The sequence below is a fragment of the Amycolatopsis oliviviridis genome (genome assembly GCF_014654365.1).
Classification (GTDB): Bacteria; Actinomycetota; Actinomycetes; order Mycobacteriales; family Pseudonocardiaceae; genus Amycolatopsis; species Amycolatopsis oliviviridis.
Genome location: NZ_BNAY01000006.1, coordinates 252,166 through 277,143, shown reverse-complemented (window position 1 = coordinate 277,143; position 24,978 = coordinate 252,166). Strand labels below are relative to the sequence as shown.

25 protein-coding genes are annotated in these 24,978 nt (G+C 67.3%); 16 read left to right on the top strand and 9 right to left on the bottom strand.

The window, feature by feature from the left end:
• The 6 genes from IE302_RS26535 (at position 1) to IE302_RS26510 (ending at position 6,491) form a co-directional block, all read left to right on the top strand.
• Entirely contained in the window at positions 1–153 is a 153-nt protein-coding gene (locus tag IE302_RS26535) for a hypothetical protein (protein ID WP_167406425.1), read from the top strand.
• Between the two features lie 3 nt (positions 154–156).
• Entirely contained in the window at positions 157–3,510 is a 3,354-nt protein-coding gene (locus IE302_RS26530; protein WP_191257185.1) for an error-prone DNA polymerase, read from the top strand.
• Between the two features lie 105 nt (positions 3,511–3,615).
• A complete protein-coding gene (locus IE302_RS26525) occupies positions 3,616–4,125 on the top strand; it encodes a hemerythrin domain-containing protein (RefSeq protein ID WP_191257184.1) in 510 nt (169 codons plus the stop codon).
• A gap of 66 nt (positions 4,126–4,191) precedes the next feature.
• Positions 4,192–4,674: a VOC family protein gene (locus IE302_RS26520; protein WP_191257183.1), complete on the top strand. Its 483-nt coding sequence runs from the start codon at positions 4,192–4,194 to the stop codon at positions 4,672–4,674.
• A gap of 139 nt (positions 4,675–4,813) precedes the next feature.
• Positions 4,814–5,881 carry a reverse transcriptase family protein gene (locus IE302_RS26515; RefSeq protein WP_229907943.1) on the top strand — a complete coding sequence of 356 codons (1,068 nt, stop codon included), beginning with the start codon at positions 4,814–4,816 and terminating at the stop codon, positions 5,879–5,881.
• A 22-nt stretch (positions 5,882–5,903) separates the two neighbouring features.
• Positions 5,904–6,491 (top strand): pentapeptide repeat-containing protein, encoded by a 588-nt coding sequence (locus IE302_RS26510; protein WP_191257182.1) that lies wholly within the window; start codon positions 5,904–5,906, stop codon positions 6,489–6,491.
• A 73-nt stretch (positions 6,492–6,564) separates the two neighbouring features.
• Here the strand turns inward: IE302_RS26510 and IE302_RS26505 are convergent, their stop codons facing one another.
• A complete protein-coding gene (locus IE302_RS26505; RefSeq protein ID WP_191257181.1) occupies positions 6,565–9,297 on the bottom strand; it encodes a TNT domain-containing protein in 2,733 nt (910 codons plus the stop codon).
• 153 nt (positions 9,298–9,450) lie between these two features.
• Between IE302_RS26505 and IE302_RS26500 the strand changes: the two genes are divergently transcribed.
• Complete coding sequence (locus IE302_RS26500) at positions 9,451–9,750, top strand: DUF3017 domain-containing protein (protein WP_007032100.1); 300 nt, start codon at positions 9,451–9,453, stop codon at positions 9,748–9,750.
• A 4-nt stretch (positions 9,751–9,754) separates the two neighbouring features.
• Here the strand turns inward: IE302_RS26500 and IE302_RS26495 are convergent, their stop codons facing one another.
• The gene (locus tag IE302_RS26495) at positions 9,755–10,927 is read right to left on the bottom strand and encodes an MFS transporter (protein ID WP_191257180.1); all 1,173 of its coding nucleotides are present in this window, start codon (positions 10,925–10,927) and stop codon (positions 9,755–9,757) included.
• Positions 10,928–11,122: 195 nt separating this feature from the next.
• The gene (locus IE302_RS26490; protein ID WP_191257179.1) at positions 11,123–11,440 is read right to left on the bottom strand and encodes an ArsR/SmtB family transcription factor; all 318 of its coding nucleotides are present in this window, start codon (positions 11,438–11,440) and stop codon (positions 11,123–11,125) included.
• A 312-nt stretch (positions 11,441–11,752) separates the two neighbouring features.
• Here IE302_RS26490 and IE302_RS26485 point away from each other — a divergent pair, with 312 nt between their 5' ends.
• Positions 11,753–12,922 (top strand): MFS transporter, encoded by a 1,170-nt coding sequence (locus tag IE302_RS26485; protein WP_191257178.1) that lies wholly within the window; start codon positions 11,753–11,755, stop codon positions 12,920–12,922.
• Between the two features lie 3 nt (positions 12,923–12,925).
• On the opposite strand, the gene IE302_RS26480 is transcribed toward IE302_RS26485, so the two are convergent.
• Entirely contained in the window at positions 12,926–13,114 is a 189-nt protein-coding gene (locus IE302_RS26480) for a DUF1918 domain-containing protein (protein WP_191257177.1), read from the bottom strand.
• 103 nt (positions 13,115–13,217) lie between these two features.
• Here IE302_RS26480 and IE302_RS26475 point away from each other — a divergent pair, with 103 nt between their 5' ends.
• The 5 genes from IE302_RS26475 (at position 13,218) to IE302_RS26455 (ending at position 17,853) form a co-directional block, all read left to right on the top strand.
• Complete coding sequence (locus IE302_RS26475; protein WP_229907942.1) at positions 13,218–13,736, top strand: TrmH family RNA methyltransferase; 519 nt, start codon at positions 13,218–13,220, stop codon at positions 13,734–13,736.
• A 22-nt stretch (positions 13,737–13,758) separates the two neighbouring features.
• Positions 13,759–14,403, top strand: a complete 645-nt coding sequence (locus IE302_RS26470) for a spermine/spermidine synthase domain-containing protein (RefSeq protein WP_191257176.1) — start codon at positions 13,759–13,761, stop codon at positions 14,401–14,403.
• Entirely contained in the window at positions 14,385–14,966 is a 582-nt protein-coding gene (locus tag IE302_RS26465; protein WP_191257175.1) for a hypothetical protein, read from the top strand. Before IE302_RS26470 ends, IE302_RS26465 begins: the two co-directional genes overlap by 19 nt.
• A 7-nt stretch (positions 14,967–14,973) precedes the next feature.
• Complete coding sequence (locus IE302_RS26460) at positions 14,974–15,540, top strand: GNAT family N-acetyltransferase (protein ID WP_191257174.1); 567 nt, start codon at positions 14,974–14,976, stop codon at positions 15,538–15,540.
• Between the two features lie 264 nt (positions 15,541–15,804).
• Positions 15,805–17,853 carry an NACHT domain-containing protein gene (locus tag IE302_RS26455; RefSeq protein ID WP_191257173.1) on the top strand — a complete coding sequence of 683 codons (2,049 nt, stop codon included), beginning with the start codon at positions 15,805–15,807 and terminating at the stop codon, positions 17,851–17,853.
• A 71-nt stretch (positions 17,854–17,924) separates the two neighbouring features.
• On the opposite strand, the gene IE302_RS26450 is transcribed toward IE302_RS26455, so the two are convergent.
• Positions 17,925–18,512 (bottom strand): HhH-GPD-type base excision DNA repair protein, encoded by a 588-nt coding sequence (locus IE302_RS26450; protein WP_191257172.1) that lies wholly within the window; start codon positions 18,510–18,512, stop codon positions 17,925–17,927.
• Positions 18,513–18,550: 38 nt separating this feature from the next.
• Positions 18,551–19,429 carry a LysR family transcriptional regulator ArgP gene (locus IE302_RS26445; protein WP_191257171.1) on the bottom strand — a complete coding sequence of 293 codons (879 nt, stop codon included), beginning with the start codon at positions 19,427–19,429 and terminating at the stop codon, positions 18,551–18,553.
• Positions 19,430–19,495: 66 nt separating this feature from the next.
• Between IE302_RS26445 and IE302_RS26440 the strand changes: the two genes are divergently transcribed.
• Together IE302_RS26440 and IE302_RS26435 are read left to right on the top strand one after the other, a co-directional pair.
• Positions 19,496–20,110, top strand: coding sequence for a LysE/ArgO family amino acid transporter (locus IE302_RS26440; RefSeq protein WP_191257170.1), 615 nt, complete (start codon positions 19,496–19,498; stop codon positions 20,108–20,110).
• 119 nt (positions 20,111–20,229) lie between these two features.
• Positions 20,230–21,117: an esterase/lipase family protein gene (locus tag IE302_RS26435; RefSeq protein ID WP_191257169.1), complete on the top strand. Its 888-nt coding sequence runs from the start codon at positions 20,230–20,232 to the stop codon at positions 21,115–21,117.
• Positions 21,118–21,130: 13 nt separating this feature from the next.
• On the opposite strand, the gene IE302_RS26430 is transcribed toward IE302_RS26435, so the two are convergent.
• The 3 genes from IE302_RS26430 to IE302_RS26420 all read right to left on the bottom strand — a co-directional run bounded on the left by IE302_RS26430 (position 21,131) and on the right by IE302_RS26420 (position 23,324).
• The gene (locus tag IE302_RS26430; RefSeq protein ID WP_191257168.1) at positions 21,131–22,126 is read right to left on the bottom strand and encodes a DUF2203 family protein; all 996 of its coding nucleotides are present in this window, start codon (positions 22,124–22,126) and stop codon (positions 21,131–21,133) included.
• A gap of 21 nt (positions 22,127–22,147) precedes the next feature.
• Positions 22,148–22,732, bottom strand: a complete 585-nt coding sequence (locus IE302_RS26425) for a hypothetical protein (RefSeq protein WP_191257167.1) — start codon at positions 22,730–22,732, stop codon at positions 22,148–22,150.
• An 82-nt stretch (positions 22,733–22,814) separates the two neighbouring features.
• Positions 22,815–23,324: a hypothetical protein gene (locus tag IE302_RS26420; RefSeq protein WP_229907941.1), complete on the bottom strand. Its 510-nt coding sequence runs from the start codon at positions 23,322–23,324 to the stop codon at positions 22,815–22,817.
• 248 nt (positions 23,325–23,572) lie between these two features.
• Between IE302_RS26420 and IE302_RS26415 the strand changes: the two genes are divergently transcribed.
• Positions 23,573–24,796, top strand: coding sequence for an NADP-dependent isocitrate dehydrogenase (locus tag IE302_RS26415; RefSeq protein WP_191257166.1), 1,224 nt, complete (start codon positions 23,573–23,575; stop codon positions 24,794–24,796).
• Positions 24,797–24,978: the final 182 nt, after the last annotated feature.

Genomic DNA, 24,978 nt, shown 5'->3' with positions numbered 1-24,978 from the left:
ATGGACGAGGAGTACACGCGGCTGGTGCGGCGCTGGCTGGAGGAACCGGCCATCCCGGTGCAGCGTGCCGAGTTGGACACGGCCTGGGCGGCGTGCGTCCCGCGAGCGGAAGTGTTCGTCCCCGCGCCGAGACGTTCGATCGAGAACCGGTGACCGATGGGCTGGGACAATCCTCCGCGGCCGTGGAGGGACCTCGCCCGCGAGCTCGCGGGCGAGGTCCAGCCCGGCGACGGCGGTGACAGCCCCGCGTGGAGCGCCAAACGGGAGGGCTACCAGCCGCCCCCGGACCTGACGGGGCAGATCGGCGAGGACGACGGAGCCACCGCGCGCCGGGTGCCGTACGCCGAACTGCACTGTCATTCGAACTTCAGTTTCCTCGACGGCGCGAGCCATCCCGAGGAACTGGTGGAGGAGGCCGCGCGGCTGGGGCTGGACGCGATCGCGCTCACCGATCACGACGGCATGTACGGCGTGGTGCGCTTCGCCGAAGCGGCCAGGGAACTGGGCGTGCACACCGTCTTCGGCACGGAGCTCAGCTTCGGCCTGTCCGGACCGCAGAACGGGTTCGCCGATCCCGAGGGCGAGCACCTCCTGTTGCTGGCCAAACAGAAGGACGGCTACCTGAGCCTGAACCGCGCGATCACCGCCGGTCAGCTGTACGGCTTCGACAGGGAGTCGTTGTCGCCCAAGGAAAGGGCGGAGAAGGGCAGACCGGTCTACGACCTGCGCGCGGTCGCCGAAGAGGTCCACGGGAAGTGCGTCGTGCTCACCGGTTGCCGCAAGGGCGCGGTGCGCAAGGCGCTCGTCACCGAAGGGCCCGCCGCGGCCGTCGAGAGACTGAAGGAACTCATCGACTGCTTCGGCCGGGAAAACGTCTACGTCGAACTCATCGACCACAGCCTTCCCCTGGACAGCACGCACAACGACCTGCTGAGCGAGATGGCCCTGGAGTTCGGGCTCCCGACGGTGGCGACCACGGCCGCGCACTACGCCCGGCCGGAACGGGCCCCGCTCGCCGACGCGCTCAGCGCCATCCGCGCCCGGCGCGGGCTGGAGGACATGGAGGGCTGGCTGCCCGCCGCGGGGACGGCGTTCCTGCGGTCGGGGGAGGAGATGGCCGGGATCTTCGAGCGATACCCGGGCGCGGTACAGCGGGCGGCGCTGCTCGGCCGGGAGTGCGCGTTCGAACTCCACCACATCGAGCCGAAGCTGCCGCCGTTCGACGTGCCGGAAGGGCACACCGAAGCGTCCTACTTGCGTTATCTCACCGAGAAAGGCGCGAAGGAGCACGAGAAGAACAAGGACGAGGACTACCGCGAGAAGGCCCGGAAGCTGATCGACCACGAACTGGACATCATCGAAGAACTGGGCTTCCCCGGCTACTTCCTGATCGTCTGGGACATCGTGCGGTTCTGCCGGGACAACGACATCCTTTGTCAGGGCCGGGGTTCGGCCGCGAATTCCGCGGTCTGCTACGCGCTCGGCATCACCAAGGTCGACGCCGTGCGCTACGGCCTGCTCTTCGAACGGTTCCTCGCCCCGGATCGCGACGGTTACCCGGACATCGACCTCGACATCGAATCCGACCGCCGCGAGGAGGCGATCCAGTACGTCTACGGGAAATACGGGCGGCTGAACACCGCGCAGGTGGCGAACGTGATCACCTACCGGGCACGGTCCGCGGTCCGGGACGCGGCGCGGGGGCTGGGGTACTCACCCGGCCAGCAGGACGCGTGGAGCAAGCAGATCGACCGCTGGGGCGCGTTGCGCGCCACGGAGAAGGATCACGACCACGACATCCCGGAAGAGGTCGTGGAACTCGCTTGCGCGCTCGAAGACTTCCCCCGGCATCTCGGCATCCATTCCGGCGGGATGGTGATCTGCGAACAACCGGTGAGCGAGGTCGTCCCGATCGAATGGGCACGGATGGAGGACCGCAGCGTCGTGCAGTGGGAGAAGGACGACTGCGCCGCCGCGGGATTGGTCAAATTCGATCTGCTCGGACTCGGGATGTTGTCGGCCCTGCACTATATGATCGATCTCGTACTCGACCACAAAGGGGAAGAGGTCGACATCTCCGAATTGGATCTCAAGGACCAGAACATCTACGAAATGCTCTGCCGGGCCGACGCGATCGGTGTCTTCCAGGTGGAGAGCCGTGCCCAGCTGGCGACCCTGCCTCGTTTGCGTCCCAGGGAGTTCTACGACCTGGCGGTCGAGGTCGCGCTCATCCGGCCCGGCCCGATCCAGGGGGGTTCGGTGCATCCCTACATCCGGCGCAAGAACGAGCAGGAGAAATGGGATTTCGACCATCCGAAACTGGCCAACGCGCTGGGAAAGACCCTCGGCGTCCCGTTGTTCCAGGAACAGATGATGCAGATCGCCCTCGACGTCGCCGATTTCACCCCGGCGGAAGCGGACCAGTTACGGCACGCGATGGGCGCCAAACGTTCCGAGCGGAAGATGGAACGGCTCAAACGGCGATTCCTCGAAGGCGCCGCGAGGAACGACATCGAGGGAGAGCTGGCCGAGAAGATCTTCGGCAAGCTCAAGGCGTTCGCGAATTTCGGCTTCCCGGAGAGTCACGCGCTGAGTTTCGCCCTGCTGGTGTTCGCGAGCGCGTACTTCAAGTACTACCACCCGGACGCGTTCCTGGCCGGGCTGCTGCGCGCCCAGCCGATGGGGTTCTACTCGCCGCAGTCGCTGGTCGCCGACGCGCGGCGGCACGGGGTGCGGGTGCTCGGCCCGGACATCAACGCGAGCCTCCCGCACGCGACGCTGGAACCCTTGCCGGAAGGGGGAGAACTGCTCGCCGTGCGGGGCGGCCTGTCCACCGTGCGGATGATCGGCGAGAACCTGGCGAAGGAGATCGTCGAGGAGCGGGAGCGCGGCGGCCCGTTCGCGGATCTGGCCGAGGTCGCCCGGCGGGTGCGGCTGACCACGCCGCAGGTCGAGGCGCTGGCCGCGGCCGGCGCTTTCGGTTGTTTCGGTGAGAGCAGGCGGAGCGCGCTCTGGGCGGCGGGCGCGGTCGCCGGCGAAAGCCTGGAGAAGCTGCCGGGGCTCACCACCGGGGCCAAGGCGCCGATGCTGCCGGGGATGGACGCGATCGACGTCGCGGCCGCGGACGTCTGGGCCACCGGGGTGTCACCGGACAGTTTCCCGACCCAGTTCATCCGGGAGAGCCTCGACGAACTCGGCGTCGTCACCGCGGAGGGCCTGCGCGAGGTCCCCCACGGCGCGCGGGTGCTGACAGGCGGCGCGGTGACCCATCGCCAGCGGCCGGCGACCGCGGGCGGCGTCACCTTCATGAACCTCGAAGACGAGACCGGGATGATCAACGTCATCTGCACGATGGGCGTGTGGCAGCGCTATCACCGGGTCGCCCGCGGCAGTCCCGCGCTGCTGGTCCGCGGCGTGGTCGAGCGCACCGGCGAGGTGGTGAACGTCCTCGCCGAACAGATCCGGCACCTGCCGCTGCGGATCACCGCCAAGTCCCGTGACTTCCACTGAACCCTCTTGACGATCACCCGGGACCGTGCTGAAGTTCCTCCAGCGTCGCGGTGCACCCGGCAAAGAGACCGTCGTGGGCATGGAGGCGCCGGACCATGGGAAATCATGGAAACCCCTTCTCGGACGAACGGCCGGTTGACGGCGTTCGGAAATCAACTCGTTCAGGTTCATCAGTGGCTGCGTAAAGAGCTGGCCAGGCTGCACGACGACCTCGGGTCGGTCGCGGCGGGACGCGCCGAGCGGCTGCGCGATCTCAGGGCGCATTGCCTCACCTTCTGCTCGGCGCTGACCAGGCATCACACCGGTGAAGACGCTGGCGCTTTCCTTGTGCTGGCGGAGAAATTCCCCGAACTCCGGCCGGTGCTCGAAGAGCTCGCGCACGATCACGACATCGTCACCGGGATCCTCGAACGGCTGGAGCGACTCGTCGCCGATGTCGGCCCGGAGTCGACCCAGGACGAGATCCTTTACGTGCAGCGGGAACTCGACGGGCTCACGGCGATCATGGAGTCGCACTTCTTCTACGAGGAGAAGCGGATCGTCGAGGCGCTCAACTCGCTGGACATGCCGGAGTGGCGGGAAACGAAGCCTTCTTTCCTGCTGAAATCGCATTAGGACACGAACTGTCCTATACGGGTTCTAGCGTTCTTCTCAACGTCACGACGACAGAGGAGAGCTCCGATGGCCAACCCGATCCCCGACGGCTACAACTCGGTCACCCCGTGGATCATCTCGCGCGACACCGCGGGCGTGATCGACTTCCTCAAGCGCGCTTTCGACGCCGTGCCGATGGGCGACCCGGTGTACGTCGAAAGCGGGAAGATCGGTCACGCCGAGGTCCGGATCGGCGACTCGGTCGTCATGCTGTTCGACGCGCAGGACGACTGGATCGAAACCCCGGCGTACCTGCGGCTCTACGTCGAGGACAGCATCGAGACGCAGCGCCGGGCCATCGACGCGGGCGCCAAGGAGGTCACGAAGCAGACCGAACTCTTCTTCGGCGACCGCGTCGGCCGGGTACTCGACCCGTTCGGCAACCTGTGGTGGATCCAGACCCGGCTGGTCGACCTCGACTACCCGGAGATGGAGCGCCGGATGAACGACCCGAAGTTCATCGAGGCCATGCGGTACGTCTCCGGCACGGAGATCATCCCGAGCCGTTGATTTCGGTAGGGTGGTGATCGCGACGCGGAGGTGAGCCGGTGGAGCACCACCCACTCCGGGGCAACCCCGGGGAGCACGAAGACAGCGAGACAAGGCGCCCCGCGCGAGAGCGGCATGCTTCGCGTGCGGGTACGCGCGGATGACAGGAGAAAGAGTCACCTCCGCGTCGCTTCTCGGGCCGATGCCGGTCTGGCGGTGGCAGGTGGCCCGCTGGGCGACCTTCGACGACTGTGCCGCCGGGCTGGACCTGACGCCCGGCGAACTCTCGTGGTTCGCCGACACGAAAGGCTGGAACCGGCGTGCGGACGAGCCGGTCCGGCACTACGGCTACCGCTGGATCCCGACAGCCTCGGGCGGGGTGCGGCTGATCGAGCGGCCGAAGCCGCGGATCGCCGAGTTGCAGCGCCGGATCCTGCGGCACGTCGTCGAGGCACTGCCGGTACACGAGGCCTCACACGGCTTCCGGCGCGGACGTTCGCCGATGTCCTGTGCCACACCGCACGCCGGCCGGGAGACCGTGGTCAGGATGGACCTCGAAGGGTTCTTCCCGGCGGTGTCCGCGCGCCGGATCTCGGCACTGCTCGCGCTCGCCGGATATCCGCCCGCCGTGGCGGAGGCGCTGGCGGGCGTGCTCACCACGGCCGTCCCGCCCGACGTCCTCGCCACCGCGCCCGGGGGACGGCGGGACCCGGCCCGCGTGCGGCTGCTGAACAACCTCGCTGCCACGCATCTGCCGCAGGGCGCGCCGTCGTCACCCGCGGTCGCGAACGCCGTCACGCATCACCTGGACCGGCGGCTCGACGGCCTCGCGCGAGCACTGGGCGCGGTCTACACGCGGTACGCCGACGACCTGGCGTTCTCCGGGGATTCCCTGCCGCTACACCGGTTGTTGCCCGGCGTCCGGCGGATCGTGACCGACGAGGGTTTCCGGCTGTGTGACGACAAGACGTCGGTCGCCGCCGCGCACCAGCGGCAACGGGTCGCGGGCCTGGTGGTCAACAGCGCGCCCGCCGCGACGCGCGCCGACTACGACGCTCTGCGCGCCCTGCTCCACAACTGCGCCCGGACCGGCCCGGAAGCGCAGAACCGGGCCGCGCGTCCGGACTTCCGCGCCCATCTGCTCGGCCGCATCGGCTGGATCGCCGCGTCCTCACCGGTGCGGGCGGCGAAACTGCGCGCGTTGTTCGACGGGATCACCTGGCCTTAGGCGCGTATGCGATCCTGAACGGGTGATCGAGACCGCCGAAGACTATCGAGAAGCCGTCCTTTCCCAGCAATGGTGGGAAAAACGCAGTTTCGTAGGCTGTGATTTCACTGAGGCCGACCTGCGTGGTCTGCGTACCCAGGGCTGCACCTTCGACCAGTGCGACTTCACCAAGGTCGACTTCGAGAGCTCACGGCACGAAGCGTCGGCGTTCCGCTCGTGCACCTTCGACCGCAGTGTGCTCGCCGGTACCCGGTGGAGCTCCTGCTCGATGCTCGGATCGTCCTTTGTGGACTGCCGGTTCCAGAAGGTCGCGTTCACCGAATGTGATCTCTCGCTCGTTTCGCTGAGCCGGAATCGACTGTCCAAAGTGGATCTTTCCGGGTTGCGGCTGCGCGAGGCCAACCTGACCGAGGCGGACCTCACCGGCGCCGATCTGCGTGGCGCCGACCTCACCGGTGCCCGGCTGGCGGGCGCCACACTCGAAGGCGCCGACCTGCGGGGAGCGCGGATCGACGCCAACGGCCTGGTGCAGGCGAACCTTTCGGGCGTGCACGTGGACACCGAGACCGCGATCGCCTACGCCGCCGCGCACGGCCTCGTCATCCACTGACGGTCCCGGATGTCATGAAAGGGCCGTTCCTGACGAAAAACGTCAGGAACGGCCCTTTCATGACATTTGAGCGCTAGTCGATCGGCGGTTCGCCCGGGTCCAGTTCGATGAGGTCGCCCTCGGCGAGCAACTCCTCGATGGACGCCGGCAGCAGGTACGCCGACCCGCCACCGGGCTGGTTGAACCACGGGATCGCGACACCGGCGAGGGCTTCGAGCGGCCGCTGCACGCGGTACACGTGGTACGGCCGGTTCACCCACTCCGGCACGAGCGAGCGCTCCTCGAACGGCGTCCCGGCCGCGTAGGTCAGGTTGCCGTTCGGGCCACCGAAGCGGTCCAGTTCGCTGCCCGCGGGCAGCTCGCGCAGCTCCTTGCCGCGGAACAGCGTCAGCGGCGGCTCGCCGTTGAGCGGCGAGATCGGCCAGTTCTGCTTGGCGTCGGGAGCCCCGGCGTTGGCCGCCGCGGGCGGGCGAGCCGGTTCCTCACGCCGCATCGGCGGCGGCGCCACCGGCGGTTCGCGGCGCGGCGGCGCGGGCGGCGGGCTCGCCAGCACCGGGTTCGGCCGCACCGGGGGCGCGGGCGGGACCGGTGCGGGGGCGGGCTCGTCGTCCAGGTCGTCCCCGAGCAGCTCCTCGGCCGTCGTGAACGCCGTCTGCTCCTGCGGCGGGATCGCCTCCCTCGGCGGCACCGGATGCGAACCGGTCGCGACCTCGGGGGACAGCGTCGCCAGCACAGGGCGTGGCGGAGGCAGTTGCTCGACAGGCTGCTCTTCGACGGCGGGCTCCTCGTCGAAGCCCTGCTCGTCCAAAGGCTGCTCGTCGACAGGTGGGGCACCGTTCGGGTTCAGCAGGACCTTGCCCAGCATGAACGCGGCCGCGTCCTCGGCGTCGCCGAACACCGCCGGGTTGGTCAGCTTCCCGTCGTACCAGCCGACCCGCCAGCCTCCGCCGTCCACCTGCTCGACGCTCCAGCCGTGGTCGACGGGGCCGCCGATGCGGTAGACGTCGCCGGGCACGTCGAGGTCGTCGAACTTCGCCTGGAGCTCGTTCAGCACCGGCTCTGGGTGCTCGGCGCGGCGCGGGGCTTCCTCACGCCGCGGTTCGGGCTCCGGGCGGGGCATCGGCGCGGCGGCGGCAGCAAAGGTCCCCCGCTCCTGCGGCGGCGCGTCGACCTGCGTGACCTCGGAATCCGACGGCGGGGGCACGTTCGGTTCCGCGTCGTGCGTCAGGAGAGGCAGCTCAGGAACGGCGTCGTCCTGCTCGACCGGGGTGTAGCCGGTGGTCGTCTCCTCCTCGGGAGGCGTGTACGGCTGGGTCTCCTCCTGCCGGGCGTACGGGTCCGGCTCCTCCTCATGCGGCTGCTCGTAGACGTCGACCTGAGGAGGCCGCGCGTACGTGGTGGCCTCCGGGTCGGCGATCTGCGGCTCCGGTTCCGGCTCGGAGAGCTGATGCGACCCCTCGTCCTGCCGGTCCTGGTCGGCGTAGACGTCCTGTTCGGACTCGTGGAACTGCGCCTCGTCGTGCGCGTACGGGTCTTTGTAGCCGTCTTCGTACTGCTGCTCGGCGGCGGCTTCGTGGAAGTCCTGCGCCTGGTAGTCCTGGGTGTCGTAGTCCTCTTCGTACCGCTGGGCCTGCTCGGCCTGGTCCGGAACCGTGGACTCGACGGCGGGAACGGCCGCCGCGGCGGCGACCGGTGCGGCAGCGGCGGCGGCCACCGCGGCCGGGTCCGGGCCCTGCTGGTGCGGCGGCGGAACGGGCGGCTGAGCGGCCTGGTTCGGACCGGGACCCGCGGGACCACCGGGCCCCTGAGGACCGGGCTGGTTGACCGCGGCCTGCTGCTGCGGCGGCACAGGGCCGTTCTGTACAGGGCCGTTCTGCGCGGGCCCGTTCTGCGGCGGGCCCTGCGGAGGCGGGCCGACGGGCGCGCCGTTGGGTCCACCAGGCCCACCCGGGCCGTTGGGGCGTTGCTGCGGGGGCTGATTCCCCCTGGTGAGGTACCCCGCCGCGGCCTGCAGCGTCGGGGCGTCGACCTCGGGCAGCGCGAAGTCGTTCTGGCGGACGTGGTCGATCAGGTCGAGCTCCGGCGAGACGCCGTACTCGCGCAGGTAGAAGTTCACGGCGGCGGGCCAGATCCACTGCCCGTCGCTGTGGAAGGCGACCGGGACGGTGGCCTCGGGCGTCTGCGCGAGCCTGTCGATGTCGTAGCCGCGTTCGGTGACCACCAGCGGCGCGTGGTCGAGGTATTCGAGCAGCCTGTCCTGCTCCTCGATCTCCAGATCGGGCCGGTTGATCACCGGACGCCCGGCCGGGCCGATGGTGTCGAAGATGCGGGCGATGCGGAAATGCGGTCCGGGCTGCTCCGGGCCGAGACCGGACATGCGCCGGATCAGCCATTCGGGCACGTTCTCCTCGGAGCGGGGGAACATGCGCAGCTCGTCGGAGAGCGCCTGGGGAGGCGGCGCGAGGCGCCACTGGGGCTCGTCGCGGTTGTACTCGAGGTTGTAGCTGGATGGATGGTCGAGCTGGTAACGGGCGTTGAACCAGGTGCCGCGGCCGTCGCGGTACATCCCGGCACGGAGCCTGCCGAACAGCGTCGCGATGTCGTGCGTCGCGACCCATTCGTGCGCGGAGCCGTCCTCGGTGATGATCTCGCCGGTCATCTCGTGGTACCTGCCGACGGCTCGGTACTCGGCGGTCACCTTCCGCCAATCGCGCGGCGCGGCCCGCAGCAGGGCGAGGCCGATCTGTTTGACCAGGGTGTCCTGCTCGGTCGCGTTCAACTGAGTCGTCGGTTGTGCCACGGTCACATTTTGACCGTATCCGCGCTCGTGTGCACCCCGCATGTGGGTTTTGCCGCTCTTGACAGCCGGGAAGACGCCCTGACCTGCTGCCGCGTCACTCACCCGGGATACTGGCGAAGTGAACTCATCTGCCCGCGAGACCGTGAAGGACGAGGACTGATGGCGGTGGCCGGACAACGGCGTGACCGTGGGGCACTGCTCCATCACCTGCCGTTCCTGCTGGTGATGCTGGTGGTGGCCGTCGCCGCCCTGCGGATCGGGCAGTACCACTGGCGGCAGGGGGCCGCGCTGATCGGCGGGGCGCTGCTGCTCGCCGGCCTGCTCCGGGCGGCGCTGCCCGAAGCCAAGGCCGGTCTGCTGGCGATCCGGGGCAAGCCGGTCGACGTCCTGACCTACGGCGCGTTGTCCGTTTTGATCCTGTTCATCGCCTTCACGATCACCGGCGGCCCGCTGTCCTGAAAGGTCAGGAGGCCATCGCGGGGGTGAGCCGCGCTTCGCGGCGGTCCAGGCCGCCGGACACCACGGCCAGCGAAAGCCCCAGGACGGCCAGCGACGCACCCACCCAGTTGGGCGCGACCAGGCCGAACCCGCCCGCGATCACCAAGCCGCCCAGGTAGGCGCCGATGGAGTTCGCGATGTTGAACGCCGACTGCACGGCGGCGGAGACCAGCGACGGCGTCCCGCCCGCCTTCTCCATGATCCGGGCCTGCATCATCGGGCCGATCATGAACCCGGCGAGCCCGACGAAGAAGATCGTCACCGCCGCGCCGACCTTGCCGTTCGCGGTGATGGTGAAGATCGCCAGCACCGTGGCCAGCCCGAACAGCGAGACGTAGAGGCTCGGCATCAGCGCCTTGTCGGCGAGCCTGCCGCCGAGGATGTTGCCGATCGTCATGCCGACCCCGGCCAGGGAGAGCAGCAGGGTGACGTTGGACGGCGAGTAGCCGGTGACGTCGGTCAGCATCGGCGCGATGTAGGACAGGCAGGCGAACACGCCGCCGAGGCCGAAGGTGACGATCGCGAGCGCGAGCCACACCTGCGGACGGCGGAACGCGCCGAGTTCGCCGCGCAGTGACGGCTCGACCGGTTTGCCCTGGTGGGGGACCAGTTTCGCGATCGCGGCCATGGCGAGCAGGCCGATCACGGCGACGACGCCGAACGTTGCGCGCCAGCCGACCTTCTGGCCGAGCAGCGTCCCGAGCGGCACGCCGACGACGTTGGCCAGGGTCAGGCCCAGGAACATCATCGAGACGGCTTTCGCGCGTTCGCCCGGCTTGGCCAGGCTGGACGCGACGACCGCGCCGGCGCCGAAGAACGCGCCGTGCGGCAGGCCGGCGAGGAAGCGGAAGGCGACGCCGAACTCCTGGTTCGGCGAGAGCGCGAAGAGGGTGTTGCCGAGCGTGAACAGGCCCATCATCGCCAGCAGCATGGTCTTGCGCGGCAGCCGCACGGCGGCGGCGGTGAGCAGCGGGGCCCCGACCACGACGCCGAGGGCGTACCCGGAGATGAGGTAGCCGGCGGACGGGATCGACACGCCGAAGTCGGCGGCGGCTTCGGGCAGCACGCCCATCATGACGAATTCGGTGGTCCCGATGCCGAAGGCACCGATGGCGAGCGCGAGCAGCGCGACGGGCACGGCTCTCCTTCCGGGGTCGTACGTGAGTAAACGATTACTCGCCCAGTGTCGCGAATGGGAGAGCTGAATCGATTTAGGTCTCGGACACAAAAGAAGACAGCGCGTGTGGACTCGACGTCGACGAGCTGTCCGGCGTCCAGTTCAACGGATCGAGGGGGCCTTTGTCATCCCGGTTTCGGGTGAGGCTGCCCACCCTCAGCGGCGGGCGGCGAGCACTCCCTGGAGCAAGCCGGGGAAGAGCTCGTCGAGATCGTTGCGGCGCAAGGAGTTGTAGCGCGCGGTGCCCTGCTGGCGGCCCATGATGATGCCCGCTTCGCGCAGTGTGCGCAGGTGATGGGTGAGTGTGGACTTGGTCACGGCGACGTCGAAACCGCTGCACGAGATCTCGGTGCCGGATTCGGCCAGCTGGCGGACCATGTCGAGCCGCACCGGGTCCGCGAGCGCGGCGAGGACCGCCTCGATCCGGATCTCGTCCTGATCGGGGTAGACGTACTGCTGGGTCGTCGCGGCCATCCGTCCATAGTACGACGCCCCTCGAACTTTCCGCGAGTTCGTAGTACGGTCTTCATCGAACTACGACAACCATCGAACAACGACCCCAAGTCGACTTTCGCGGGCTAACCGTGCTCCGGCACCGACCTGCGTTTCGCGGGCTAATCGCGATCCGGGCGCCTCCGGGAGACCGGGCCCGACCTGCGTTTAGCCCCCTAATCGCGATCCGGCGGCACCTGGGTGACCGGGGTCCCGGAGCGACTTCCGCGGGCTAAACGCGCTCCGGCCGCAGCCTGGGGAGTCGACGTAAAAGGGGTCTGGAGCTGGGGAGTCATGACATTCGCACCACCCAGGACCGCGGTGCTGGCGCTCGGCACCTTCGCGGTCGGCACCAGCGGGTACGTCGTCGCCGGACTGCTGCCCGCGCTGACCGGCGAGCTCGCGGTCTCCGAGACGGCCGCCGCCCAGCTGGTCACCGCCTTCGCCATCGCGTACGCGGTCGGTTCGCCGCTGTTCGCCGCGGTCACGGGCCGCTGGGAACGGCGCACGCTCCTGGTCGCCGCCCTCGTCGTCACCGCCATCGGCAACGCCCTCGCCGCCCTCGCGCCCGGCTACGTGACCCTGCTCCTCGCGCGGGTCGTCACCGCGATCGGCGCCGCGGTCTTCACCCCGGCCGCGAGCGCAGTCGCCGCCGAACTCACCTCGCCGGAACGCCGGGGCCGCGCGGTCGCGCTCGTCTTCGGCGGCCTGACCATCGCGACGATCCTGGGCGTCCCGCTCGGCAGCGTCCTTTCGCAGAGCGTCGGCTACCAGGCCGTCTTCGCGCTCGTCGCGGCCTTCTCGCTCCTCGGCGCCTTCGCGGTCCGGCTGGTCCTGCCCGCCGTCCCGGCGCCGCCCCCGGTCCCGTTCGCCGAACGGTTCACCGTCGCCAAGGACCCACGCGTGCTCGCCATGCTCGGCGCGACCGTGCTCGGCTGCCTCGCCGCGTTCTCCGTCTACACCTTCATCTCGCCGGTCCTGTCCGCCACGGCGGGCGTCCACGGCACGACGGTCAGCCTGCTGCTGTTCGTCTACGGCGCGGGCGGTGCGCTCGGCAACGTCCTCGGCGGCCGCGCGACCGACCGCTGGGGCGCCAAGGGACCGCTGCTGATCGTGTTCGGCGGGATCACCGTGGTGCTCGCGATGCTGCCGCTGGTGGCGACCACGGTCGCCGGCGCGGCCGTGATCCTGTTCCTCTGGGGCCTGGCCACCTGGTCGATCAACCCGCCGATCCAGCACCGGCTGATCGAGCTGTCCAAGCAGAACGCGGGGCTCGTCCTCTCGCTCAACGCGTCCGCGATCTATCTCGGCGTCGGACTCTCCGGCCTGGTCGGGGGAGCGGTGCTCAGCGGTGGCGGCCCGCTCCTGCTGCCCGAGATCGCGGCGGTGCTGACGGCGCTCGGCGCGGCCGTGGTCGTGGTGGGCTGGCGGAGCCGCGTGAGGCAGCCCGCGCTGGTCGACTGACGCCTATTCGGCGCGGGTCTGGACCTCGCAGTCGGAGCCGGGGAACACCAGCCCTTCGTGCCCGTCCGCGAACCGGACGAGGTACGGCGGACCACCGTGTTCTCCGCGTACCTCGAGGATTTCGCCGCGCTGTTCGGCCGATCCCACCGTGCGTCCGTGCACGTGGATCTCGTCTCCGACGGTCGCCTGCATGAGAACCACCTCCGACGCTTCAAGGTTAGGAGCGTCGGAGGTGATCCCGCTACAGTGTGGGCATGATCCTCGAAATCCTTGGAGGCGCGACGCCTCACGTCCGGTGAGCCCGTCGATCCGGGTCCGCACGCCCTCGGAACTGCGTGCGGCCAGAAGAAAGAAAGCCCACTCCTGCTGGGGACATCTCGTCGCGGCACCGCTGTGGCCGCTGCACGGCGCGAATCTCGGCACACTTCTGCGGACCTGCGACGCGGTGGGCGCTTGCCTTGCCGTGCCGAAGTTTCCGTGGGTGCCGGAGGCGCTGCGCCGGGGGAACACGTTGCGGCGTCCCGCGTGTGTGCACTGGGTGCACGATCCGCCAGGCTGGCTGACCCGGGAAAAGGCGGCTGGCACGGCGATCGTCGGTGTGGAACTCGCCGACGAATCCGTGCGACTGGCCGATCTCCCGCCCGCGCGGGGCCGGACGATCGCCGTACTCGGCCATGAGCAGCAAGGCATTCCGCCGGAAGCACTCGACCTTCTCGACACCGTCGTCGAGATCCCGATGGTGGGTACGGGCGCGAGTCTCAACGTCGCCGTCGCGGGCAGTCTCGTGTTGTACAAATTGGCGGGCTTGCTGTGACCGTCGCCGATAGGCTGCCCGGATGACCGACGTACTCGACACAGTGGCCGGGAAGAGCGGCGAATTGGTCCTCCGCCGGGCAGGAGACGACTTCGAGGTCATCGCGAACGGCGTCTTCCTGATGGACACCCGGAACGGTGAATCCGAACGCCTGCTCGTCTCGGTGGCGGCGGATCTGGTGCCCGGCAAGGCCCGGATGCTGATCGGCGGCCTCGGTGTCGGCTATTCACTGCGCGCCGCGCTGGACCACCCCGGCGTCGGCGAGATTGTGGTCGTCGAACGCGAACCCGCCGTGATCGGGTGGAACCGCGAGGGCCCGCTCAAGGACGTCCACGACGACGCCCTTTCCGACGAGCGGGTCACCGTCGTGGAGGCCGATCTGGTGAAGTGGTTGCGCCGGACGGAAGAGCGGTTCGACGCGCTGTGCCTCGACATCGACAACGGTCCTGAGTGGACGGTCACCGACGGCAACGCCAAGCTGTACCGAGAAGCCGGGCTCGACATGCTCGCCGCACGGCTGCGGCCCGGCGGTGTGCTCGGCGTGTGGAGCGCCGAGTCGGTGCCGTCGTTCGCGAAGCGGCTGCGAGCGCGGTTCGGTGAGGTCCGGGAGCTGAAGATCCCGGTGCCCCAAGGTGAACCGGACGTGCTGTGGTTCGCGCGGAGGTAGCCGACGCCGCGCGGGTCAACGCCCGCTGGTGTGACACGGTGTGCCGGACGGGCACTTTCACCGCCCGCGTCTGGAAGTCGCAGCGCCGGACACCGCCGCTGTACCCGGACGCGGTGACCTTGACGCCGGACGCGACGGTCGAGGACGTCCTGGACGGGATCGACCTGTCGCCGGGCTGCGCGGTGAAGGACAGTTTCGCCTGCCTGGATCTCGCCCCAGCGGGCTTCCAGTTGCTCTTCGAGGCCACGTGGATCACCCGCACGGCGCGGATGCCGCTAGAACCGGGCTGGTCCCGGGTCGACGACCGGTTCGGCGACCCGTCCGTCGCGGTGTGGTCCGACGGCGTCTCCGGCGTGACGGCGAACCGTGACGGCGACTTCGCCGGACTGTCCAATTTGTACACTCAGGGCGCGCTGGACGACGCGTGGCGCGGCGCGACTTCAGCCGTCGCGGCGAGCTTCCCCGGCTTGCCGATCACCGGCTACGAACGCGGCGAGGATCTCGACGCGGCACTGCGCAACGGCTACACGACATTGGGGCCGCTGCGGGTCTGGCTGAAATGATCGCCGGATGGAGATCACGACCTGGCACCTCGAACAGACCTCGCCGGACGACCTGAGCGCGGCGAAACCGCCCGCCGTGCCGGTGACGGTCACTCGCTCCGAGCTGGTCAGCCCGGAGCTGAACCGCTACCTCTACACCGCGGTCGGCGGCGACTGGTTCTGGATCGACCGGCTCGGCTGGACCTGGGAACAGTGGATCGAGTGGCTGGACAGGCCGGGTGTCGAGACCTGGGTGGCGTACGCGCAGGGGACGCCGTGCGGCTATTTCGAGCTCGACGGCGCTGTCGATGGTGACGTGGAACTCGCGTACTTCGGGCTGATGTCGTCCTTCGTCGGCAAGGGCGTCGGTGGACACCTGCTGACCGTCGCGCTGCGGCAGGCGTGGGCGCTCGCGGAGCGCTGGCCGGGCAAGACGACGACGCGCCGCGTCACGGTCCACACGTGCACCACGGACGGCCCGGCCGCGCTCAAGAACTACCAGGCACGCGGCTTCCGGGTGTTCCGCACCGAGGTCGAGCAGGCCGAACTGCCCGCCGAGACGCCGGGGCCGTGGCCGGGGGCGGCGAAGAAGTAGCTACCTCGAAGGGTGCAGTTTGGAAGTGACTCGCATCAATGGCTTCTATTCTAGATCTTTCTTCGCTGTCGTCATCCTGGTGTTCCTGTTGATGCGGCAGGGTGTAGCCGCGTCGAAATCAGTGATCTCGATGCGTCAACCGTCGAATGTATCGACTATCGACTGTTTGGGCGATGATGAACCCTTCTTGTCCGGCTATGGTCGATAGAAGTCGGTATAAGTGCCGTGAAAGCGGGTGGATTGGGATGAGCTGGATAGAGGGCAATGCTGAAGCTTTCTAAACGCGCGTGGCGATGGCTGCGCACCGTAGCGCTGATTGCAATTATTGCGGGTATAGGATTTCCGGCGATTAAATTGCCAATAGATGCTTTCGGTGCGTCCTCTGAGGTCTTCGATCGACAAGTCGGGTGGGCAAATATTCTAGCCTACTCGCTGGCGGCGGTTGGTTTTCTGATGCTACTCGCGGAGAAGGGAAGTACTCTAATTTCGGTGGAGTACGACCTTGCGCAGCTGGCGGGCAAGTTGGCTGCAAAATCGCAGCGGCGCGGGGCTCGCTCGCTCGCGCAGTTGCTCAGTACCGATGGGCTGGATTCGAGGGCGGCTCCATTTCAGCTCGTGCTAAATGAGCATGGCAGGCGAAGTTCGAAGAGTCGTACGATCGGACGGGAGGAATTGGGGAATTTTTTTACGAACCATGCCAAAGGCAGAATGGCGATTCTCGGTCCCCCCGGGTCGGGGAAGTCGGTTCTTGCGCTACAGCTGGCAGATCAGCTGATAGCTGGCGCATCCGGCAATGGAAGGGTGCCCATTGTATTGTCGCTCGCATCGTGGGACCCGGGTGATATCGACCTCGAGAACTGGCTGATAAAGGAAATATCCTTAGAATTTTCGCTCAAAGAGAAGATGGTGAAGAGCTTAGTTTACGATGGGAGGATTATTCCAATTTTAGATGGGCTTGATGAGATGGGGCCCAGTGGTGAGACGATGCGATCAATAAGAGCCGTCGAGCGAATAAATGAATATACGGCCACCACTTCCCAGTGTCAAATTGTCGTTACTTCGCGCAGTGATCGGCTCTATGATCGACTAGTTGGTCGGTTGCGTGGCATGAAAGTAGTAAACATAGCGCTGCTGGATGGTCGGCAAATCGAGCGGCACATCCGAGTGCATTGCTCGAATTCTCAACGATTTGATGAGTGGGAACTGGTGTTTCAGGCTCTACGTTCTCGCAAGTCGACGGATGTTCAAGGTGTGCTTGGCACTCCCTGGCGCCTCACTGCTGCTGTTGTCTACTTTTTGGGTGGCGGTCATCCCGAAGTACTTTTGCAGGCGAGATCCGATGGAAAGCGCGAGGAAAATGATGAATATGTCAAGAGGGTTCGAGATGCTTTAGTGGGCAGCTTTGTTTATTCGCGTGTTGCTGCACACTCTAAGTCGCGGGATATCCCCAGAAGAATCAGCGTCCTGTTGGTTATTGTAAATCGTTTGAATTCAATGACCGCGTCGAACGAGGTTACCTCTGAAGTAATTCTCTATGATTGGTGGAAAAATATTGGAGAGAAAAAGGTTCGGGTTTTGCACTTGTTCTTCGCCTTCGTTCTCTTGCATTTGCCGAGTCTTACTCTCGGGCTCTTTGATGATCGAGTTGAAGAAGGTGGATTAACGGGCTTGTGGCTACTTTCAGCCTTGAGTGCCAACTATATAACTATTATGCTTTGCACGATGCTCTACGTTACGCGTGATCGAGAGCCAAGTCGGCTCAGTGTAGAGTTGCTCCGGGTACCACGTATTGCGATGCTAACCGCGGTCTTCGCCGTTGCTGTTGCTGCCATTTCCACGGTGATAGCACTCTTGTCTGACTCGCTAATGGCGGTACTGTATGGATTAATTGCAATTCTGATGATTGCCCTTAATGCGGGATCTTCACTGTCTCCTCCGGGGGTCGACGAAGTGCTTTCGCCTATTCGTGTAATAAAGAATGATCTAAATGTAGCGGTTCTTGGAAGTCTTCTCCTTGGGGCGTATGGAATACTCTATTATCTCCCATTGTATGGTGTGAGTGTGGCCATATGGTTTGGAGGAATGTGTGCGCTTGGAAGGTTCTGCTGCTCTGCTTTTGTTAGGTATTTCTGTGCAGCGACTTATGGAAGTCTAAGGTTTGGATTACCGTGGGCCTTTGCCAAATTTATGGACTGGGGCAGGGCGGCAGGTCTTTTGCGCATTTCGGGCGCGGGATATCAATTTAGGCATAGAGAAATCAAGGAGTATCTTGATGCTGTGATCGTTGGTTCTGCACCTTATCCTGGGGTCTAGGTTAAGCAGTTCTGGCCTCTTCGGCTGTCGATAGTCTTTCTGTGCGAAAGTTGATTTAAGGGAAGAAGTAGCTACTTCGCCGGCGCCTTGGCAGCGGCCTTCGCCGCCTTCTTGAAGGCACGCACCTCGCCGAGGGTCTTCGCGTCGACGACGTCGGCGATCGAACGCCGGGAGCCGCGGTCGCCGTACGAGCCGGTGGCCGCGCGCCATCCCTTGGGGTGAATACCGAGCTGCTTGCCGAGCAGTGCGAGGAAGATCGCGGCCTTCTGGTCGCCGAAGCCGGGCAGCGCCTTGAGCCGCTTGAGGACCTCGGGGCCGTCCGGCTTGGGGCGCCCGGCGGTCCAGATCCCGGCCGCGTCGCCGTCATAGACCTCGACCACGTGCTGGGCGAGGTCCTTGACCCGGCGGGCCATCGAGCCGCCGTAGCGGTGGATCGCGGGCGGGACCACGCAAAGCTCGACGAAGGTCTCGGTGTCCATCGCGTGGATCTTCTTGATGTCGAAACCGTCCATCCGGTCCGCGATCTTCTGCGGGCCGCGGAACGCGTGTTCCATCGGGAACTGCTGGTCGAGGAGCATCCCGACGAGCAGCGCGAACGGGTCTTCGGTCAGCAGCCGGTCCGCTTCCTCGTCCCCGACCAGGTGCAATGCGCGCGTCATGCGCCCAGGATCTCACGACCGGGCCGCCGCGCGCGTCCTCATCCGTGTGGGTCGACGAGCAGGTCCGCGGCCGCGGTGGTGACGGCGGCCGACACCGCCGCCAGCGCGGGGGAGTCGAGTTTCCACTGCTGCCAGAACAGCGGTACGTCGATCGGGTGGTCCGGGTCGAGACTGACGAGCCTGCCGTCGCGCAGCCGGTCGCCGAGCTGCGCGAGCGGGACCATGCCCCAGCCCATTCCGGCGGCGACGGCGTCGAAGAACCCTTCGGACGACGGGACGTAGTGCCGCAGCGAACTCGCGAGCGTGCCGCGCTCGCGGGCGAAGCGGTCCTGAAGGTCGTCACGACGATCGAAGACGACGACGGGCGCTTCGGCCAGGTCGATGTCGGTGCCGAGCGCGGGGCTCACGACGGCCAGGTAGCGCATGTGCCCGAGCCGGTGGACCGAACATCCCGCGACCGGGTCCGGCGACGACGTCACGGCGGCCATCACCAGGCCCTCCCGCAGCAAAGTCGTGGTGTGGTCCTGATCCTCACGGTGCAGTTCGAAGCAGATCTTCTGCCCGGCCGGCACCCGCGTGAGCGCCGGCAGGAACCACGTCGCCAGCGAATCCGCGTTCACCGCGATCGGCAGCCGGACCGGTTCGTCACCGGCGGTCAGGCCGAGTTCGGCCCGGGTGTCGGCCTCCAGCAGGGCCAGCTGGCGGCCGAACCGCACGACCGCCTGCCCGGATTCGGTCAGCCGCACCGGTTTCGTGCGGATCAGCAGCACCCGGCCGGTGCGTTGTTCGAGCGCCTTGACGCGCTGGCTGATCGCCGACGGTGTCACGTGCAGCGCCGACGCCGCCGCGTCGAACGTGCCTTCGTCGGCGACGGCCAGCAGCGTGCGGACCAGGTCGAGAGGCAGATCGCTCATCATGAACGCTAATGTTACGTAAGAATCTTTAGCTGTACTGTTGACGATCTGCTTCCTAATGTCCTCCGTATGGGAGACGTTCTGTTCAGCGCGGCCGCCGGTTTCGGCGCCACCATGGCCCTCATCGTCGCGATCGGCGCGCAGAACGCGTTCGTGTTGCGGCAGGGGATCCGCCGGGAAGCGGTGCTCGTCGTGGTGCTGATCTGCATCTTCTCGGACGCCATCCTGGTCAGCCTCGGCGTCGGCGGGGTCGGCGCGATCGTGGGGGCGTCGCCCGAAGCCCTGACCGTCGTCGCGCTGGTCGGCGGCGCTTTTCTGCTGTGTTACGGCGCTCTCGCGGCCCGTCGCGCGTTCAAGCCGGCCGTACTGGAGACCGGTGGTCCGGAGACCGGCGGATCGCTTCGCCGCATCGTCTTGACGACGCTGGCGCTCACCTGGCTGAATCCGCACGTCTACCTCGACACCCTGCTCCTGCTCGGCGCCATCGCAGCGGGACACGGCGGCGGCCGGTGGGCGTTCGGCGTCGGTTCGGTGCTGGCCAGCGTGATCTGGTTCCTCGTGCTCGGCTTCGGCGCGAGGCTGCTCAGCGGGTTCTTCCGCAAGCCGTCGTCCTGGCGGGTGCTGGACGGTCTGGTCGCCGCGACGATGATCGCCCTCGGGGTGACACTGGTGGCCAGCGCCTGAAGCTCTTGTGAACTGTCACAAGAAGCAGCGCGTAAGTCTGGTTCTTCTCCTGGTTCCGGCCGCCGGTTTGTGACGCATGATGACTCGCGTCACATACTGACGAGTAACCGGAGGCAGGGATGCGGGCTCGGGTCACCAACGGCGGTGCCACGAAGACCAGGAGGATCCTCACCACGCTTGTCGCGGCCTTGACGTTCACGATCGCCGTCCCGGCGGCGGCGAGCGCGGCGCCGTCGAGCGGCTGGAACGACTGGTCGTGCAAGCCCAGTGCGAACCACCCCGAGCCCGTCGTGCTGGTGCACGGCCTCGGCGGCAACGCGACGACGAACTGGTTCTACCACGCGCCGAAACTCAAGAACGCCGGTTACTGCGTCTATTCGCTGACCTACGGCGCGACCGTCCTGGGTGGACAGTTGTTCGGCGGCCTGGGCTCGATGCGGAAGAGCGCCGTCGAACTCGGCGCGTTCGTGGACCGCGTGCGGTCGAGCACCGGCGCGGACAAGGTCGACATCGTCGGCCACTCCGAGGGCACGACGATGCCCGCGTACTACCTCAAGTTCGAGGGCGGCGCGAAGAAGGTGAAGCACTTCGTCGGGTTCGGCTCGAACTTCAAGGGCACGTCGCTCAACGGCCTTTCCGGGCTGGCCAAGGCCGTGCTTTCGCTGCCCGGCATCGATCTGCTCGCCGACGGCGTATGCGGGGCGTGCCGCGAGTACCTCCCGCCATCGGACTTCCTCGACGACCTCGCCCGCGGCGGGGTGAGCGTGCCGGGGCCGACCTACACGAGCATCGTGAGCCGCCACGATCGCGTGGTCACGCCGTACACCAGCGGGGTACTGAACGAGCCGGGCACGACCGACATCGTGCTGCAGGACAAATGCGGCGCGGACGTCTCCGGGCATCTGAGCCAGGCGATCGACCCGAACGTGACAAGCCTGATCCTCAAGGCGCTCGACCCGGACGGCGCGCCCGCGCCGAAGTGCGTGCCGTTCTTCGCGCCGCTGTAGGACGCTGTAGGGCTCAGGGTTTGGTCGCGTGCACCACGAACACCGACCGGACCCTGTCCCCGGACTCGACGTCGAGGCGCTTCACGGTCACCTCGGTGAAGCCGGCTTCGGAGGCCAGTTCCGCCGCGTCGTCCTCGGTTTCCGGCAATTTCAGGTCGGTGGGGACGATCGCGGCGAACGCCTCCGACGGCCGGAACGCCGACGCCAGCGGCAGGCTGAAGCCCACCCGGCCGCCCGGGCGCAGCGCCCGCAGCCAGTCGCGGAGCGCGGCCGCGCCCAGGAAATGCAGTGAAGACGCGCAGAGCACGGCGTCGGCGCCTTCGTCCTCCACCGGCGACGGAACCGCCGAAGCGACCTGCCAGGTGATGACCTTGCCGGGATCGCGCGTCGCCGCCTTCGTCTCGGCCTGGGCGATCATGCCCGGCGAGATGTCGATCGCGAGCACTTCGCCCGGCTCCAGGCGGAGCGCGGCGAACGCGGCCACGCCGGTGCCGGTCGCGACGTCGAGAACGCGTTCGGGAGCCTTGCTGCCGAGGCCGTCGACAAGCGCTTCGGCGACGAGGCCGTGAAAGGTGTCTTCGTCGTAGTGTGCGGCGATGCCGTCGAACAGGCCGGCCGCGATCTCCTCGGTCACGACGGCGACCCTATCGGGCAGGCGGCGGCGTCCGGCGAAACCCAGGTCGACGCGGTGATACCAGCACAGTTCGGGATCGCCTTCGAGCCAGCACAGCAGGACGTCGACGCCGTCGAGTTCGGCGGGGAAGTCGATCAGGAGCGGGGCGAACCCCTTCAGCTCCGCGCCCGTCCGCTGGACGGTGGTCATCAGATCGTCCAGCCGGGCCTGCGCGGCCTTCCACTCCGGCATCCCGCCGAGCGCGGTCTCCCGGCCGCCCGGGCGCAGTGACGCGGCGAGTTCGGCCGCGTCGGCGCGGAGCCGGACGAGCTCGTCGAGCACGGGGCGTAGCCGGGCGAGTTCGGCGCGGGCTTCAGGAACGGTGAACAATCCCATGCGCCGATGGTCCCAGCCCGCTCAGCGGCGCCGCCGGGCGAGTCTCGACGCGAGGCCCGCGCCGATCAGGAGGAAGCCCGTCCCGAGCAGGCCGCCGATGAACAGCCAGCTCGTGACGCCGTAGGTGACGTCGTTCTGTGGCAGGTACTTCATGAGCCGGAAGCCCCATTCGGGGACCGCCGCGGTGGCCACGCCGGGCGCGACGCCCCAGACGAGACCGCCGAGGATCGGGCCGGTCGCCGAGAGCGCGCCGAGCAGCCCGACGGCCAGCAGCAGGATCCCGCCGCCCACGAGCAGGCCGATGCTGAGGACGTCACGCTGGGTGCTGAGCGTCGCCTGGACGAGCATCTGCTGCCGCAGGCCGCCCCACGACAGCAGACCGAGGGCGACCGGCGTCAGGATCAGGCCGCCTGCGCCGCTGAGGACGCGACGCACGCCTCGGCCCGCGCGGGCGTCTTCGGAGCCCACGTCGTCTTCGAAGGGTTCGTACGGTTCATACGACTCGACGTCCTCGTACGGCCTTCGCGGGTCCTTGGGCTGCTCGTACTCGCCGTACTCCTGGTAGTCCTCGTCGTCGTACTCCGCGACGTACCGGTGCGATGACATGGGCGGGCCACCTCCCTGAACCGGACTACGGATGCGAAGCCCCTTCGGTTCACTTCGATCTCCGCGGAGCGCGTTTAGCCCGCTAAACGCGACTTGAGCGACGCCGGACGAGGGTCCCGACCAGGCCGGCCCCGACCAGCAGGAACCCGCTCCCGAACAGGGCGCCCATCACCAGCCAGGTCACCAGGCCGACGCCGAGTTCGCGGCCGCCGATGTCGTACAGGGTGCTCATGACGCTCGACCCGCCCAGGAGCGTGGTCAGGCCCGGGATCACTCCCCAGATCAGCCCGCCGAGGACCGGCCCGAGTCCGGACAGCACGCCGAGGAGCGCGACGCCGAGCAGGAGGAGACCGCCGACGATCAGCAGGATCAAGCCCAGCGGGTCTTCGCCGACGGAGTAGGCCTGCGCGTAGGTCCGCTGCAGCCGTGAGCCGCCGTAGATCACCAGGCCGAGTGCGACCGGCGAGAGCAGGACACCGCCGAGCGCGCTGATCACCCGGGGCGCGGCGCGGCCGCTTTGCCTAGGCTGCAGGTAAGGCTCCGGCATCGACGGCTGCTCGTGCGGCTGCACTGCGTAGGGGTTGGTGGACATGGGGACCGCCCTTCCGGTGGCCGGCAATGCCGAAAATGGAGTGCGGTTCGATGATGGCGCGGTCTCCGGTGATCCCGTGACGGCCGGATGGCCGTCGTCCGACCGGGTGACGTCGGTCACATCGGCCTCGTGGAGACTTGATACCGACCACTACTGGAACCATCCAGGACCGTTAAGCAGTACGCTTGTACCGCTACCGGAGAGACTGAAGAAGAACGCGAAGATCCGCGGAAGGAGCACCGCTGCTCATGGCCAAGATCAAGGTCCAGGGCACCGTCGTCGAGCTCGACGGCGATGAGATGACCCGCATCATTTGGCAGTTCATCAAGGACAGGCTGATCCACCCGTACCTGGACGTGGACCTGGAGTACTACGACCTGGGCATCGAGGAGCGGGATCGCACCGACGACCAGGTCACCATCGACTCCGCCAACGCGATCAAGAAGCACGGCGTCGGCGTCAAGTGCGCCACCATCACGCCGGACGAGGCGCGCGTCGAAGAGTTCGGCCTGAAGAAGATGTGGCTCTCGCCCAACGGCACGATCCGCAACATCCTCGGCGGCGTGATCTTCCGCGAGCCGATCGTCATCCAGAACATCCCGCGGCTGGTCCCCGGCTGGACCAAGCCGATCATCATCGGCCGTCACGCGCACGGCGACCAGTACAAGGCGACCAACTTCAAGGTCCCCGGTCCCGGCACGCTGACCATCAGCTACACCCCGGACGACGGCTCCGAGCCGATGCAGTTCGACGTCGCGAAGTTCCCCGAGGGCGGCGGCGTCGCCATGGGCATGTACAACTACCGCAAGTCCATCGAGGACTTCGCGCGCGCCTCGCTGCAGTACGGCCTCGACCGTGAGTACCCGGTCTACATGTCGACCAAGAACACCATCCTCAAGGCCTACGACGGCATGTTCAAGGACGTGTTCGAGGAGATCTACCAGGCCGAGTTCAAGGCCGACTTCGACGCCAAGGGCATCTCCTACGAGCACCGCCTGATCGACGACATGGTCGCCGCGGCGATGAAGTGGGAGGGCGGCTACGTCTGGGCCTGCAAGAACTACGACGGTGACGTGCAGTCCGACACGGTCGCGCAGGGCTTCGGCTCGCTGGGCCTGATGACCTCCGTGCTGCGCACCCCGGACGGCAAGACCGTCGAGGCCGAGGCCGCGCACGGCACGGTCACCCGGCACTACCGCCAGCACCAGCAGGGCAAGCCGACCTCGACCAACCCGATCGCGTCGATCTTCGCGTGGACCCGGGGCCTCGAGCACCGCGGCAAGCTGGACTCGAACCCGGAGCTGATCGGGTTCGCGAACAAGCTGGAGCAGGTCGTCATCGAGACCGTCGAGAGCGGCAAGATGACCAAGGACCTCGCGCTGCTGATCAGCAAGGAGCAGGCGTTCCAGACCACCGAGGAGTTCCTCGCGACGCTGGACGAGAACCTGGCCAAGAAGATCGCCCAGGGCTGAGTCTCGCTGTAGGTACGTGAAGGCCCCCTTCCGCACGGAAGGGGGCCTTTCGCGTTGTGACCCTGGGTAGTACGGCCGCCGTCCGGTTGGCGCCTCCGGGTGGTTGGCAATCCGGGATCTGGGCGACCGCCCCGGCTTCTGCCACTCTGGTCTTGGCAGAAAACGATTCCCTTGTTCGAGGA